At 64.9% G+C, this 15,128-nt stretch carries 14 protein-coding genes; 8 read left to right on the forward strand and 6 right to left on the reverse strand.

The window, feature by feature from the left end:
• Positions 1-591 precede the first annotated feature (591 nt).
• Together ABV518_RS21500 and hisC are read right to left on the reverse strand one after the other, a co-directional pair.
• Positions 592-2,004: an amino acid permease gene (locus ABV518_RS21500; RefSeq protein WP_367771404.1), complete on the reverse strand. Its 1,413-nt coding sequence runs from the start codon at positions 2,002-2,004 to the stop codon at positions 592-594.
• A gap of 54 nt (positions 2,005-2,058) precedes the next feature.
• Positions 2,059-3,156: a histidinol-phosphate transaminase gene (gene hisC / locus ABV518_RS21505; protein WP_367771407.1), complete on the reverse strand. Its 1,098-nt coding sequence runs from the start codon at positions 3,154-3,156 to the stop codon at positions 2,059-2,061.
• Positions 3,157-3,249: 93 nt separating this feature from the next.
• Between hisC and ABV518_RS21510 the strand changes: the two genes are divergently transcribed.
• Positions 3,250-3,753 carry an Lrp/AsnC family transcriptional regulator gene (locus tag ABV518_RS21510; RefSeq protein ID WP_367771410.1) on the forward strand — a complete coding sequence of 168 codons (504 nt, stop codon included), beginning with the start codon at positions 3,250-3,252 and terminating at the stop codon, positions 3,751-3,753.
• A 120-nt stretch (positions 3,754-3,873) separates the two neighbouring features.
• The gene (locus ABV518_RS21515; RefSeq protein ID WP_367771413.1) at positions 3,874-5,547 is read left to right on the forward strand and encodes a thiamine pyrophosphate-binding protein; all 1,674 of its coding nucleotides are present in this window, start codon (positions 3,874-3,876) and stop codon (positions 5,545-5,547) included.
• 88 nt (positions 5,548-5,635) lie between these two features.
• On the opposite strand, the gene ABV518_RS21520 is transcribed toward ABV518_RS21515, so the two are convergent.
• On the reverse strand, positions 5,636-5,965 hold the full coding sequence (locus ABV518_RS21520) for a DUF4234 domain-containing protein (protein WP_367771416.1): 330 nt from the start codon (positions 5,963-5,965) through the stop codon (positions 5,636-5,638).
• A gap of 382 nt (positions 5,966-6,347) precedes the next feature.
• Between ABV518_RS21520 and ABV518_RS21525 the strand changes: the two genes are divergently transcribed.
• The 4 genes from ABV518_RS21525 (at position 6,348) to ABV518_RS21540 (ending at position 10,059) form a co-directional block, all read left to right on the forward strand.
• The gene (locus ABV518_RS21525) at positions 6,348-7,985 is read left to right on the forward strand and encodes an AAA family ATPase (protein ID WP_367771419.1); all 1,638 of its coding nucleotides are present in this window, start codon (positions 6,348-6,350) and stop codon (positions 7,983-7,985) included.
• A 7-nt stretch (positions 7,986-7,992) separates the two neighbouring features.
• Complete coding sequence (locus ABV518_RS21530) at positions 7,993-8,421, forward strand: hypothetical protein (RefSeq protein WP_367771422.1); 429 nt, start codon at positions 7,993-7,995, stop codon at positions 8,419-8,421.
• Between the two features lie 259 nt (positions 8,422-8,680).
• Complete coding sequence (locus ABV518_RS21535; RefSeq protein ID WP_367771425.1) at positions 8,681-9,436, forward strand: ComEA family DNA-binding protein; 756 nt, start codon at positions 8,681-8,683, stop codon at positions 9,434-9,436.
• Positions 9,433-10,059: a 4Fe-4S single cluster domain-containing protein gene (locus tag ABV518_RS21540; protein WP_367771428.1), complete on the forward strand. Its 627-nt coding sequence runs from the start codon at positions 9,433-9,435 to the stop codon at positions 10,057-10,059. Before ABV518_RS21535 ends, ABV518_RS21540 begins: the two co-directional genes overlap by 4 nt.
• 398 nt (positions 10,060-10,457) lie before the next feature.
• Here the strand turns inward: ABV518_RS21540 and ABV518_RS21545 are convergent, their stop codons facing one another.
• Positions 10,458-10,874: a hypothetical protein gene (locus tag ABV518_RS21545; protein WP_367771431.1), complete on the reverse strand. Its 417-nt coding sequence runs from the start codon at positions 10,872-10,874 to the stop codon at positions 10,458-10,460.
• Positions 10,875-11,077: 203 nt separating this feature from the next.
• Between ABV518_RS21545 and ABV518_RS21550 the strand changes: the two genes are divergently transcribed.
• Both ABV518_RS21550 and ABV518_RS21555 read left to right on the forward strand, forming a co-directional pair.
• Entirely contained in the window at positions 11,078-11,974 is an 897-nt protein-coding gene (locus ABV518_RS21550; RefSeq protein ID WP_367771434.1) for a ketopantoate reductase family protein, read from the forward strand.
• Positions 11,975-12,065: 91 nt separating this feature from the next.
• Positions 12,066-12,575 (forward strand): hypothetical protein, encoded by a 510-nt coding sequence (locus ABV518_RS21555; protein ID WP_367771437.1) that lies wholly within the window; start codon positions 12,066-12,068, stop codon positions 12,573-12,575.
• A gap of 92 nt (positions 12,576-12,667) precedes the next feature.
• Here ABV518_RS21555 and ABV518_RS21560 read toward each other — a convergent pair whose 3' ends face one another.
• Together ABV518_RS21560 and ABV518_RS21565 are read right to left on the reverse strand one after the other, a co-directional pair.
• Positions 12,668-13,831, reverse strand: coding sequence for a methyltransferase (locus tag ABV518_RS21560; RefSeq protein ID WP_367771439.1), 1,164 nt, complete (start codon positions 13,829-13,831; stop codon positions 12,668-12,670).
• A 269-nt stretch (positions 13,832-14,100) separates the two neighbouring features.
• A complete protein-coding gene (locus ABV518_RS21565) occupies positions 14,101-15,087 on the reverse strand; it encodes an ornithine cyclodeaminase family protein (protein ID WP_367771441.1) in 987 nt (328 codons plus the stop codon).
• Between the last annotated feature and the right edge of the window lie 41 nt (positions 15,088-15,128).

A 15,128-nucleotide genomic window follows, 5' to 3' on the forward strand; every position in this document is an offset into this window, starting at 1 on the left:
CCACACCACGGGGTGGCATAACCTGGTCAATTCAACCAATTCAATACAATAAATTGGTATCAACAAACTTGGCACACTATTGAGTTCTCAAACAACAGACACACCCGGCACCACCACAACCAATCAAACGGCCGTGGATCGCTCCGGAGCAACCTCTCAAACTTACCCGGCCTTCAGGAGCTTTGCAAATCGGCGTTTCCGCGATTACCTGCCCCGGCGAACCGGCCCCACCCGCATCCGGCACGCTACAAAGCGTGCCATTTCCAGGCTGTTGAAGAAAGGGGGTTTGTCGCATTTTTTCCGCATCAGCGGCGGCGACTCAGAAAACAATACACGGCCGGAACCCCCACGACAAATCCACACCAGGGGAGGTCCCTAACCCCCGAAATCCCTGAATACACAGGGATTTCTGGGACCGTCCGTATTCCCAGCCCGGGTAATCAGCCGGAACCGCACACTATGGAGTGGGTCACACGCCCGGACCGCAGCCGCGCAACAGGCCGTCGCTGACGGGGAGGAAGGCGCGGCCGGCCAAAGCCGGACGCGCCCGACGTTTGCCCTGAACCCGCGAAGTGGGTTCAAAGCACCTGATTAGTCGACGAGCGCCGGCTGCTTGGCATCATCCGAAGCCTCGACAACCGGCCCAACCTTGCCCGAGCGGTGGTGGACCCAGTTCGCCACCGCCAGGAGCGCCACGAGCCCGAACGTGCTCAGGAGCTGGGGACGGGAATCCTCGCCGATGAAGCCCACCGTGAAGATCGCGGCGAGGATGACCAGACCAAACACTGTGAGCCACGGGAAGCCGGGCATCCGCAGGGGAAGCTCTGTCCCGTCGCGGTCGGCGCGGAGGCGCAGCGCGAGCTGGGCCAGCAGCGCGGACGTCCACACCAGCAGGCATGTCGAGCCCACGATGTTGAGCAGGACGGGCAGGACCTTCTCGGGGAACGCCAGCTCCAGCACAACCGTGACCACGCCGAAAGCGACGCTGGCCAGGACGGCGACAACCGGGACCCGGGCCTTGGACACGGACGCAAGGAAGCGTGGTGCTTCGCCCCGCTCCGCAAGGGAGAACGCCATGCGGGAGGCGCCGTAGAGGTTGGCGTTGAGGGCGGAGAGCAGTGCTGCCACGGCTACCAGGGTGATAGCGGTGGCCGCGCCGGGCATGCCCGCGGCGTCCAGCACGGCGGCAAACGGGCTCTTCAGCCCCGCCGAACCCACCGGAACCACCGCCGCGATCACGAAGATCGCACCGATGTAGAAGACCAGGATGCGCCACAGGACGGTCCTGACTGCTTTCTTCACGCTGCGGGCCGGCTCGGCGGTCTCGGCTGCGGCCACGGACACGATCTCGGTGCCGCCGAACGCGAAAGCCACCACGAACAGTGCCGTGGCAATCCCGGCGAAACCGCTCGGTGCGAAGCCGGCACCGGTGAAGTTGGCCAGGCCCGGGGACTGCACGCCCGGCAGCCAGCCGAAGAGCAGGGCAGCGCCCACCAGGAGGAACCCGACGATTGCTGCCACCTTGAGCAGGGCGAACCAGAACTCGAACTCGCCGAAGTTCTTCACGCTGGTCAGGTTCACGGCGGTGAGCACCACGATGAACACGAACGCCATCAGCCACACCGGCAGGGCCGGGAAAATGGTGGACAGCAGGCCTGCCGCGCCGAGGGCTTCGGCCGCGATGACCACCACCAGCTGCAGCCACCAGAGCCAGCCCACCGTGGCACCGGCCACCGGCCCGTAGGCCTTGGCGGTATAGACGGAGAAGGCACCGCTGTCCGGGTTGGCGGCGGCCATCTCACCGAGCGCCCACATCACCAGGATGATGAGGGTGCCGGCCACGAGGTAGGAGATCAGCACGGCCGGGCCGGCGGCCTGGATGCCGGCGCCGGAGCCGATGAACAGGCCCGCGCCGATGGCGCTTCCGAGCCCCATCATGGTGAGCTGGCGGGGTTTGAGTGCCGCGCCCAGTGCGCGGCCAGACGTCATTGTCTGTTGTTCCATGGGGATTCCTCTGGTTGTAGGTGGAACGGATTGGCGTAACAGGAAAGTCGATTGTCAAGCTGCGTGGGCTTCAAGGAGCCGGAGTACGCGGTCGTTGGAGCCGGGGGCGGCAACGGTGATCCGCACGCCGTCGCCCTGGTACGCCCGGACCAGGATGCCGGCGGCGTCGAACGCGGCCACCAGCGTCGCCTGGAGGTTGTCATCGGCACGGATCCACAGGAAGTTGCCTTGGCTCGGCTGCAGTTTCCAGCCCTGGGCTTCGAGCTGCGCGGCCATCCGGGCGCGCTCCTGCTTGACCGCGGCCACCCGCGCTTCCATCTCGTCCCCGGCGTCCAGCGACGCGATGGCTGCCTTCTGGGCCAGCGCACTCACGGAGAAGGGCAGGGCGGTCCGGCGCAGTCCCTCAGCGATGGTCGGCGCCGCCACGGCGTAGCCCACGCGCAGGCCGGCGAGTCCGTACGCCTTCGAGAACGTGCGCAGGATGCAGACGTTCGGGTACCGGCGGTAGAGCGCCAGGGAATCGGGGCCGCTCCCCGCTTCGGCGTATTCCACGTAGGCCTCGTCGATCACCACGAGGATGTCGGAACGGACGGATTGCAGGAATGCCTCCACACGTTCGTGGCTGATCGGCACGCCCGTGGGGTTGTTGGGGGTGCAGAGCAGGATCACCTTCGTGCGGGCAGTGACGGCCGCGGCCATGGCATCGAGGTCGTGGCCCTCTTCGGTGTCCAGCGGAACGCGGACCGGCCGGGCCCCTGCCAGCTCAACCAGGATGGGGTAGGCCTCGAAGGAGCGCCACGCGAAGATCACCTCATCCCCGGCGTCGCACAGGCCGGTGATGATCTGCTGGAGGACGCCGACGCTGCCGGGTCCCACCGCCACCTCTCCGGCCGTGACGCCGAGGTGGCGGGCAAGCCGTTCGCGGAGTTCGACGGCGGCACTGTCCGGGTAGCGGTTCATCGTACCGGCCGCCGCGGCCACCGCAGTGGCGGCAGCGGGCAGTGGTTCGTAGTGGCTTTCGTTGCTGGCGAGGGCTGCAATGTCCAGGCCGGCGCTGCGCCGGCCCGGGACGTAGGGCGGAAGTCCGGCCACCGCGCCGCGAAGGGCGGGGAGCGCGCGGTCCGGTGCGGTCAGGAGCTGATCACGGGTCATGAGGACCGATCATGGTTGTGACCCGGCCCACAATGCAAGATACGCTCAACCCATTGGGACTTCTGCTTAACTTCTACTGACTGTGGTGAAAATATGACCATCCAGAACTCTCGCACCCTGGATTCCCTCGATGGCAGGATCATCCTCGCCCTCGACAAGGACCCCGAAGCCAGCGCCCTGGCACTCTCGCGGACGCTCGGCGTCGCACGGAACACGGTCCACGCCCGGCTGTCACGGCTCGAGCGCAGCGGCGCCCTCCGCTCCTTCAGCCGCAGGCTGGACCCCGCCGCCCTTGGCTATGACCTGATGGCCTTCCTCTCACTGGCCATCAGCCAGACCCTGGCGGGAGCGGTGGAAAACGGGCTCGCTGCCATCCCGGAGGTCATAGAGGTGCACGCCACCACCGGCGACGCGGACCTGATGGCCAAGGTGGTGGCACGCAGTACGGCCGATCTCTACCGCATCACCAACCAGATCCTGGCCATCGACGGAATCCAGCGGACCAGCACGGCCATCTCCGTGGTTGAACTGATGCCGCCACGCTACGACGGTCTCCTGAGCCGGCTGACGGAGCAGGAATCGCGCCCCTCGGAGTAAACGCAGGTGATGCGCGCCACAGGTGGGCATATTTTCACTAATGCCCGCACTGCCCTGCCAAATATCCCAGTCAAACTCATCTCTGTTGCCTATCTGGAAACCAAGCCAGATGATTCCTGCATGACTTCACTTACCGTCTCCGGCCGCGTGGCGCAGGTTCTCAGCAGCTATCTCAGCGATGTCTTCGGTGTGATGGGCAACGGCAACGTCTACTTCCTGGACGCCGCGGAAAAGCTGGGCCTCCGCTTCTCCGCCGTCCGCCATGAAGGCGCCGCCATCGCCGCGGCCGACGCCTACTACCGGGCCTCGGGACGTCTCGCAGCGGGCACCACCACCTACGGCCCCGGCTATACCAACGCACTCACCGCCCTCGCGGAGGCGGTCCAGGCCCAGATCCCCGTGGTGCTGGTCACCGGGGACGCCCCGACCAGCGGCGTCCGGCCCCAGGACGTGGACCAGGCGGCCATCGCCGCAGGCCTCGGCGCGGCCACCTTCACCGTCACCCGCGACGCCGCGGGCGCCATTACGCAGCAGGCGGTGGAGTACGCACTCACCAGGCGCACCGCCGTCGTCATTGCCATCCCCTACGACCTCGCGGCACTCGAGGCTGGGGACGAGGAACTTCCGGCGCCGTTGGCACCGCAGGTGACGGACGACGTCGACGGCGGCCTGGGGCAGGTGGCCCGCCTGCTCGCCGGGGCGAAGCGGCCGCTGCTCCTCGCCGGCCGCGGTGCGCATCTCGCCGGAGCAGGCCCGGAGCTCCGGGAGCTCGCCGACCGCCTCGGCGCACTGACCGCCGGAACCGCCCTGGCGCTCAACCTTCTCAAAGGCGAGGGGTACTTGGGCGTCGCCGGCGGTTTCGGCACGGACACCGCGGCCGGTCTCATGGGTGAGGCCGATGTGGTCCTCGTGGCCGGGGCGAGCCTGAGCCCCTTCACCATGCGGTTCGGGCACCTGCTCGGCCCGGACGCCACCGTCATCCAGATCGATGCCGCCCTGCAGCCCACGCACCCCCGGGTGGATACGTTCGTCAGCGCGGACGTGAAGTCTGCTGCGGGACGCATCCTGGGGATGCTGGATGGCCCGGCCTCGCCTGACGCCGGTCACGGAGAAGCCTGGCGCTCGGAAGCCCGCAGGCGCCTGGCCGAAGGACCGGCGCACCACCCGGGCTCCGACGAGACCCCGGACGGCCGGCTGGACCCGCGCTCCCTGGCCACGGCACTGGATGCCGTGCTGCCGGAGCGCCGCATGGTGGTCCAGGACGGCGGGCACTTCGTCGGCTGGGCACCCATGTACTGGCGCATCCCGCGGCCGCAGGACCTGGTGATGGTGGGGACCGCCTACCAGGCGATCGGGCTGGGCCTTGCCAGCGCCGTCGGGGCGGCCCGCGCCGTGGAGGACGGCCGCACGCTGGTGCTGGCCTCCGGCGACGGCGGTTTCCTGATGGGCCTGTCCGACCTCGAATCGCTCATCGGTGCGGCCAGCAGCGCCGTCGTGGTGATCTACAACGATGCCGCCTACGGAGCCGAAATCCACCAGTACGGCTCCCAGGGCCTGACCGAAAAGCCCATGCTGATCCCCGAGGTGGACTTCAGCGGCATCGCCCGCGCACTCGGTGCCGAGTCGGCGATCATCCGGTCACTGGCGGACCTTTCCGCGCTCACGGACTGGATCGACGCCGGCGCGAAGGGAACGTTCGTGGCCGACTGCCGGATCACGTCCAGCGTCCGCGCTCCGTGGATGAGCGAATGGATGGCGGCCAAGCAGGAGGCGAAGGCGGCGGTGGCGGGGTAGAAGCATTCACAAGTCAACGGCCGTTAGATGGCTACGTTGTCATGCTGACCCGATTCAGCTCCTGCTTCCGGTTACAGGGCGTGCCGCGTCAGGAGGTAACAGGAACGGCGACCGCGGCCGGTGCGATCTTCCGGTTGAATTCGTGCTGCACGATCGCGGGGCCGATGGTACCGAGAAGGAGTATCAACCAAAACGCCGCGTGACGCCCCATACCTCGACGCGTGAAAACCTCGACACCCACTGAATATTTCCACAGCCAGACGATATTGGCGATGGGCACGAGCAGCAACCACGCGGTGGGTATAGCCGTGCCGTACTTATTCATTTCATTCTTCGTTTTCACACTCCAAACCAAGGAGTAGATTCCGAAAGTAACGATAGGCAAGAGTAGCGGCGCTGCAATGCTGCGGTATTTCACGATTCTCCTAGACACATTTCGTGGAACGGTCGGAGTAGCACCTCTGACGCATCAGCAGCGTCGTCGATTTCCCCCGAAGAGACACTATCCTTCGGTAGTCAACGGCGACGGTAAACCTGGGGCAATCTTGAGGCAATCCTGCGCGGTAGGTCATATTCCAGAGTCGCGGCGACTTGTCCCGAGGAGCTGATCATGTGACCTCGGGTCAGTTCCTTCAGAAGGCGCAGCGTCCCCTGTCCTTCCAACGGACATTCACGCCTTTGCTTTTCTGGGCTACTTGCCGACGGACGCCGGGCATTCACGCCCGTTCGAAGCGCTACTGGTGTTGCTTGGCTGGGATATGCTTCCTCCAGTTGTGACAAAAGTAACGTTGGGGGTCGACATGAATTCCAAAATGCCGCTGAAGTTCGGGGCCACTCTGACAGAGCTGATCCGGGCTCGGCATCCGATCCTTCTCGTGGAGACCCACGAAGGTGACAGGGTGATCGCTGCTGCTGAAGCCGTAGCTGTCAGCCCGGACCTTCGCCGTCAACGCAGGGTCACTGCCTACACGGTTTCCAGGGGACTGCATGCACCTGGCCAGGCGGGAAAGCCAACCGCCCCGGATGTTGCCCTCGTCGAGGCCACCAAAACACCAGAGCCCACCATCTTCGTGTTCTTCGATCTCCACCACTTCCTGGGGTCGCAGGGGCGGCCGGCGGAGCCGACGATGGTGCGGGCAGTCCAGGACGCCGCGACCGCCTTTCGTACCGGAGAAGTCCCGCACACCCTCATCATCGTTTCGCCAGCCCTAACGCTGCCAGCGGATCTGGAGAAGGAAGTAACCGTTGTTGATCTTCCCTTGCCGACAGCAGGGGAAATCGAAGGTGTGCTCGATGAGATAGTCAGCGCGAACGCCGCTTCCATCGTCGTTGACCTGAACACGGACGAACGCCAAAGGCTAATCCAGGCAGCACAGGGTCTGACTCTGGGCGAGGCGGAGAACGCCTTCGCCCGCGCAATTGCCTCAGACCGCCGGCTGGACGCTTCGGATATCGCGTTGGTCCTCGACGAAAAGCGCCAGACCATTAGGAAGTCAGGGCTGCTGGAGTTCATCACGCCAGAGGGCACGATGAACGACGTCGGAGGGCTGGAAAATCTGAAGAAATGGTTGGAGAAGCGGAACGGCTCCTGGCTGCCCGAAGCACAGCGCTGGTCCATCCCAGCACCAAAAGGTGTTCTCATCACCGGCATCCCCGGCTGCGGCAAGAGCCTAACCGCGACCTGTATGGCCACGCTCTGGGGACTACCCCTGCTCCGCCTCGACGTCGGCCGCGTCTTCTCCGGTCTCGTGGGCTCCAGCGAACAGAACATGCGGGGAGCCCTCAGGCTGGCCGAGGCAGTCTCCCCGTCCATCCTGTGGATCGACGAAATCGAGAAAGGCTTCGGTTCGAGCGGCAGCGGAGACTCCGGCACCAGCCAACGCGTCTTCGGGACGTTCCTTACCTGGATGCAGGAGAAGAAAAACCCGGTCTTCGTCATCGCCACCGCGAACAAAATTGATTCCCTTCCGCCGGAATTCCTCCGCAAGGGCCGCTTCGACGAGATCTTCTTCGTCGATCTCCCAACCACCGAGGAACGCGTCCACATCTGGCGGATCCAGCTAGAGAAGAGGCTAGTTCCCGAATCTGAAGCCAGCGGGGATTTTGAAATCACCGACGCTTCGCTGGGCTTCCTGGCGGAACAAACAGAAGGGTTCTCCGGGGCCGAGATCGCAGAAGCAGTTGTCAGTGCCTGCTTCGAGGCCTTCTCCGAGCGCCGGAAGCTCAGCGAAAAAGACCTGCGCCGGGCGATCAGCAACACGGTCCCCTTGTCAGTCACCCAAGCGGAGCAGATCAACGGGGTCCGCGAATGGGCCTCCCAGCGGGCCGTGGCAGCTACATCGACCAGCTCCCGGGGCGATTACTCCACAATAGGCTCGGCAGCCACCGCGGACGTCAACTCCTGGCGCGGCGGCCGGCAGATCGACTTCGGGGACTAGGGCAGCCATGAGCCTTGAAGTTCTCCTCATCCCCATCGGGATCGCCGCGATCGCCGCGATCCGTGAAGCCGGCCGCACTGATCTATGCGAAAAGTGCAAAACCACTCGGATCACTGACCAGCAGCTCCTGCACGACGCGCTTCTGGCCATGGGCGCCACCAGACTCAGCGTCGCCGAAGGCCGTATGACGGGTGACAGCCCCTACGGACGGATCACTTTTCAGCGGATCGGCGAGGTTTTCCTTGGACGGGTCGACCACGCCGAGGACCAAATTACGGACAACATGTTGGCCGCCTTGGACATGAGCGTGGGAGCGCTCCTACAGCAGAGGACAATCGCGTCTCTGCACGCCCGGGCCGCCGAGATGGGGATGACCCTGGTCTCGCAGACCGCTGCCAACGGCGAAGTCCAACTCGTTTTCGAACAGGCGACATGATGCAAAAAAAGTTCATAACCGTCACCGTTTCAGCCTCCGGATCCATCACCGCCGAGGCCAGCGGCCCGGGCCCGACGTGTGCGGACGAACTGGCAGCTATTCAGGCCCTCCTGCCTGACGCAGTCATCGCGGATTCCCGCCTGACACCTGCGTACTTCCAGACCGCCACCATTCAAGAAACCGCAACTCAAGAACTACAGCACGAAGGGGACAACGGACGATGACGCCCGAAGAGAAACTGTGTTCACGTACGTGGCGCATGCGCAACAGCGCCGGAGTCCTCTGGAGCATCCTCTCCTTTGGCTTCCTCACAGGCGTCGTATTCCTCATCCGCGGGGTGAAAGCCAAGAACAAGCTTTGGATCCAGATGGGAATTGGATTCCTGGTACTTGGGCTCGGCCTTATGGTGGCGACTGGATTCTTTGAGAGCGGCACAAAAGAAGCACCCATCACCTCCACCGCGAGCACCATCTGGGGATGGACGTGGTTCCTTACGTTCATCGGCGGACTCGTGGCCTCATTCATTACAAACCGGAAGTGGCTGGTGTGGAAGGCCCACGCGGGCGATACCAAGTGGTACGCCCAGGCTGGCACCTCCGCTCCGCCGGTCAACACACACACAGGTTCTGACCCCCACGCTGCTGCGGCGGCTGCCTTCAGGTCTGCCGTCCCCACAACTCCCACTCCCGCTGCCCAACCCGCCCCGCCGACCCACTTCCCTACACCTCAAAGTGCGCCGTTGGCCACCGTTGACGTCAACGCCGCATCGGCCCAGGACCTGGCTGCCTTGGGCATCGATTACGCCACCGCCGAACGTATTGTGGAGGCACGGACAAGTCGAGGACAGTTCAGTTCCTTTGAGCAGCTCATGTCCCAGGCCCAAGTACAGCCGCACCTTCTGATCCCACACCGGCAAAAGCTTGCCTTCGGGGACGGGTCCAGCGCAGCCGGCCAGGCCCCGCCGCAGCCGACCCGGCGAAGCGCCAACCAAGCGTCCCGTCGACTCGACCTTTGACCACCAACGTGCTGCGCGTTGCCCGAGTCCTGCACGGTACAACCGCTGAGGGCCCAGGGTTGCGCAGCGCCGTCTGGTTCCAGGGCTGCACCATCCGCTGCCCGGGGTGCATCAATCCGCACCTCTTCAGCCAGAGCGGCGGACGCGACATGACGGCCAGCGACATCGTTCTAGGTGCCTTAGCTAGCCAAGTAGAGGGTCTTACGCTCATCGGCGGTGAGCCGTTTGACCAGCCTGCCGCTGGAGCGACGCTGGCCAGGAAGGCGCAAGAACTTGGGCTCGGAGTCATCGTTTTCTCCGGCTACGAGTACGAGACACTCCGGGGCAGGGGTCAAGACACCAAGAGCTTTCTTGCTTCGATCGACCTGCTCGTCGACGGCCCCTATCAGGCATGGAACCAGGAAACAGACCGAGCATTGGTCGGTTCCACAAACCAACGCTTCATCCACATCTCCGATCGATACAGCTCCTATCGCCCAGAGATTGCCGCCAACCGTATTGATATACGCGTCCTTCCTGATGGTTCCATCGATGTGGCCGGATTCCTCGACATGCGCGACCTCACAAACCTTCTAGAAGCAACGGGAACACGAAGAAAGTCACGAAGAGTAATCGCCGAGTAGACAGGGTGAATCAGACCCCATGTCTACACCCTAAAGGGCGCCAACCGATACGCGTATGCCGTGACTAGGACGATGCACACCGCTATGCCTCCGCAGGGCCGTCAGTTACCCGCAGCAACATTGCCGCGCAAAGCCACCGAGCCGACGTCGTAATTCACCACGCCAGCCGCTGGCAAGTCTTAAACTGCTGTGTTGCTCCGGGCCCGGTAGGACGGCGCCTTACTTGCCGCATCGTCGATGTCCACCACCGTCAGGAGCGGCTTCAGGCCGACGTTGACGTCCCTGTCGAATTGATAAGCAGCGACAGTGCTGCGGCGCTCGCATGGTCCGACGCGGCAAGACGCCAAGGACGTCGTAGTAACCAAGCCGTAGTATGAATCTCTCCAACGATCCTCGAACTACCTGCGAACAGGCCGCCCCAGCGACGTGACCTCGGCCGCGTGCGCCTCGAACAGGGGATCGTCGCGGTCCGATGCCTTCGGATGCGTTGGCTTGGTGTCCAGCCGTTCCACCACGTTCAGCCCAGCTTCCGTGATGGCGGCAAGCAGATCCTCACACGTCCGCAGGCCAAGGTGTTCGGCCAGGTCGGAGAGGACAAGCCATGCCTCACCGCCCGGCTCCAGGTGGTCGGGGACTTCGTTCAGGAAGCGGAACAGGATCCTGCTCCCGGGGTCATAGACGGCGTTGTCCAGGGACGAATGCGGCGTAGCCGGAATCCAGGGCGGCTTGCACACGATGAGCGGTGCCCGACCGGGCGGGAACATGTCCGTCAGGACGGCCGCGAACCGAGCTTGGTTGATGGCCGCTGGAGCCATTCAACCTGCCCTTGTCAGGGTACCGGTGTGCCGTGACCGCCGGTCGACCACGTGAACCAGTACGGCTCCCAATGCCTGACCGAAAGCCCATGGGTCCTGCTGAAACCGCATAGCCTTGGAACATCGGATACGAAGCCTCATTAGCTGTTCCCTGGCTCCTGTGCCCGTTCAACATCCCTGAATAACCGGAAAGGTACGCACCCATGCGGATACTCGTCGTCGGAGCCGGAGCCACGGGCGGGGCGTTCGGAACGCTCCTGCAGGAAGCGGGACGGGATGTCACGTATCTGGTGCGGCCGCGCAAGCAGGAGATCCTCCGCCGCGACGGGTTGCGCTTCATCTCCCCCACCGCTGACCGGACGAACCCGGTAAAAACCATCACCGCACCGGACGGGTCAGAGGCCTTCGATCTGATCCTCGTCACGGTCAAAGCCACCGCGTTCGAGGGCGTCGTCGGCGAGCTGGGCCCTTTCGTCGGGCCTGGAACCAGCATCGTTCCCATCCTCAACGGCATGGCCCACGTGGACCGGCTTGAGCAGCTGTTCCCGGGCCAAGTGCTCGGCGGCCTGGCCCGGATCGTCGCCACCCTCGACGGCGATGTGGTCCGCCAGCAGATGCCCCTCACTTCCCTCATGGTGGGCGGGCTGAACGGAAACCCTGTCCCACCGGAGGCTTCTGAGGCTCTGGACGTGCCCGGCGTCGACTTCTCGGTAGTGGACGACGTCATGGGCGCACTGTGGGACAAGTGGGCATTCATCGCTGCGGCGGGGATCGTCAATTGCCTGTTCCGGGCGCCAGTGGGACGGATCCTCGAGGCCGGCGGTGAGTCCAGGATCCTGGAGGCCATCAGCGAAACCGAAGCCGTGGCCGCCGCGGCAGGCCACCCCGTTTCCGACGCCGCTCATGCACAGGCGGTCGGCATACTCACCCAGCCGGGATCGGCCTTCACGTCCTCCCTGTACCGGGACTTAACCGCAGGACTGCCTTCGGAATCCGAGCACATCCTCGGCGACCTCGCCGGCAGGGCCCGGGAGCTCAACGTTCCCACGCCGCTGCTGGACCTCACCCTTATCCAGATCAGGGCCGGCCTGCAGCGCTGACCAGATCCGGCCACGAGCCACTTCTCTACGCTTCACGGAGCCATCCATACTGCTGAAGCAATCAGGCCCGTATAGCCACCCGAAAGGACACATGAAAAGCGGTCTTATTGCAGCCCTCTGCGCATTGGTCTTGGCACCAGCTTTGACCTCCTGCGTGCCAGTACTACGCACCGACCAGAGCGAAACGTTGAGGGAGGTCAAGCCGATGATCAGCTCCGCAGTGGATGAAATACAGGCAATGTATCCGGAAGCATCCGTCCTGACTTCGGATGCCCCCGATGAGCTATCCAGCTGTGCGCGTCCTAAGGACAACAGCCACGACGGGGAATGGAAGTCCGATGATTGGAGGTGGATCGAGCTCAGCGGCGAGGTGGACCAGACTCAACTTCTGGATGACGTCCTCAAGCACATGACAGCCGAGGGATGGAAGCCTGGCGATAACCACTTCACCAACGGGGTTGATCGGCTCGAATTGGCACATACGGACGGCGGGTATATCTTCCTGTCCTTTGACGTGCGGTCATCAAACACCCTGGAAATCCACTTTATGTCTGACTGCTTTTACCTCCCAGATCATCAATATGGATCGGAGTTTCAGTAATAGCTCGGCACCCAGCCCACGCGCCGCCGTCGTAATTCCCGACGGCGGCCGCTTGGGCGAGGTGAACCGTCGTCTCCGCCTCATGCCCCGGACTATCGGCGAACAAGCCGCCACAGCGACGTGACCTCGGCTGCGCGCGCCTCGAACAGGGGATCGTCGCGGTCCGATGCCTTCGGATGCGTTGGCTTGGTGTCCAGCCGTTCCGCCACCTTCAGCCCGGCCGCCTCGATGGCGGCCAGCAGATCGTCACGCGTCCGCAGGCCAAGGTGCTCGGCCAGGTCGGAGAGGACAAGCCAGGCCTCACCGCCCGGCTCCAGGTGGTCGGGGACTTCGTTCAGGAAGCGGAACAGCATCCTGCTCCCGGGGTCATAGACGGCGTTGTCAAGGGACGAATGCGGCGTGGCCGGGATCCAGGGCGGGTTGCACACGATGAGGGGTGCCCGGCCGGGCGGGAACATGTCGGTCAGGACGGCCTCGGCACGGTCCTCGACGCCGAGGTTCCGGAAATTCTCAGCGGCGCAGGCGACGGCACGCGGTTCATTGTCCGTGGCCACCACGCGGTGGACACCACGGCGCGCGAGGACGGCAGCGAGCACACCCGTGCCGGTGCCGACGTCGAACGCCAGCGTGTCGGAGGGCAGCGGTGCGGCGGCCACGAGGTCCACGTACTCACTCCGCGTCGGGAAGAACGTCCCATAGTGCGGGTGGATGCGGTCCTGCAGGGCATCGACGTAGACGCCCTTCCGCCGCCACTCGTGGGCGCCGATGGCCCCCACCAGCTCCTGCAGGGACACCACGGAGGATTCGCCGATGTCACCGTAGGCTTCGGCAGCGGCTTCCCGGATGTCCGGTGCGCGGCGCAGCGGCACCACCGGGCCCGGATCAAGGGGAATCAGCAGCAGGCCGAGGATGCGCGCACGGTGCGAGGCGGACTGGCGGTGCCGGTAGAACTTTTCGGCCGGCGTTCCTGCGATCTTCTTTCCGGCGCCTACCCGCCGGTCCAGCGCGTTGAGGATCTGCCGTGCGTTGTGGAAGTCACCGTGCCAGAGCATCGCGATCCCCTGGGACGCCACCCGGTTCGCATCATCGGCTGTGAGGGAGTCGGTGACCACTTCGACACGGGTCGGCGCCGGTCTGCCGTTCGCCGAACGCCACTGCGCGGTCCTGCTGACACCGGCCTCGGCCCAGGTCACGACGGCGGGATCAGCCACCGCAGCTGTGCGCTCGGGCTTGAGGGCCGGCGTCGGGCTTCCCACGGGAGCTGGTGTATCGGTAGTGATAAGGATCCGTTCCAAGCGTCAGGGGAGCCGATCGGCGACTGACGATTGCGGCGGTGATCCACGACGTGGAGGGCGACGGCCCAGGATTCCGGACCGTCATCCGGCCGCGAACCGAGCGTGGTTGATGGCCGCTGTAGCCATTCAACCTGCCTTGTCAGGATACAGGTGTGCTGTGGCCGCCGCCCGACCCGCCGGCCCGCCCGACCCAAGCGCCGCCGTCGTACGCTTCCGGACGACGGCGGCACTCACCCCGCCATGTCCACACGCACCCCAAGCCCCTGCTGAACCGCGGCGTCGTACAGCAGCCGCCCGATGGCCACGTCCTGCATGCCGATGCCCACGGAGTTGAACAGGGTGATGTCCCCGTCGTCCCGGCGGCCGGGGACCTGGCCGCCCGCAACCTGCCCCAGCTCGCCCCGGATGTCGCCCACGGAAATTGCCCCGTCAGCGACAGCCATCAGCAGGTCGCCGGATTTCTCGGTCACCGTCGCGATGCTGTCCACGAACAGGCTGGACCGGGCCATGCCCTCGGAGTCGATCTCCCGGTGCGTCGGACGGGGGCGGGCGCCCACGGCGTTCACATGGAGCCCCGGCAGGAACCACTCGCCCTTCACCAGCGGCTCCACCGACGGCGTCAGCGTACACAGCACATCAGCTGCCTCCACCACGTCCCGGATCCCGCCGGCGGCCACCACCTTCACCGGCAGGTGGCTGATCTTCGCCCGGAATGCCTCCACTGTTGCGGCGCTGCGCGACCACACCACCACAGTGTCAATCGGCAGCACCGAAAGCATCGCCTCCACATGCGCCACCGCGAGCGCACCGGCACCGATCAGACCAAGAGTCGAACTGTTCGGCCGGGCCAAATGCTTGCTGGCCACCGCGCTGGCGGCAGCCGTGCGCACCCGCGTGGGCACCCGGCCGTCCAGCAGGGCCAGGCACTCCCCCGTCTGCTGGTCCGACAGCACAATGCTGGACCGCTGGGTGGGCAGCCCGGCGTCGCGGTTTGCCGGAATGTCGGCAAGCAGCTTCACCCCGGCCAGCCCCTCGGCATCGCCGAGCCCGGCCATCAGGATGAAGCGCCCGTCAGACGACGGCAGGTGCAGGGAGGTGGGCGCCGGCTGGCAGGCCCCGCCTTCCGCGATCGCGACAAAAGCGTGCTCGACGGCGGCAATAGTGGCCGGCATGTCAGCCAGGGTTTCAAGGACTGAAGCAGTAAGAACAAGTGTCATGGTCACCTCGGGTCGGGTCGTGGGAAGGAGTGGACCGAAAA

The sequence above is a fragment of the Arthrobacter sp. HS15c genome, from assembly GCF_040812005.1.
In the GTDB taxonomy this organism is placed as follows: domain Bacteria; phylum Actinomycetota; class Actinomycetes; order Actinomycetales; family Micrococcaceae; genus Arthrobacter.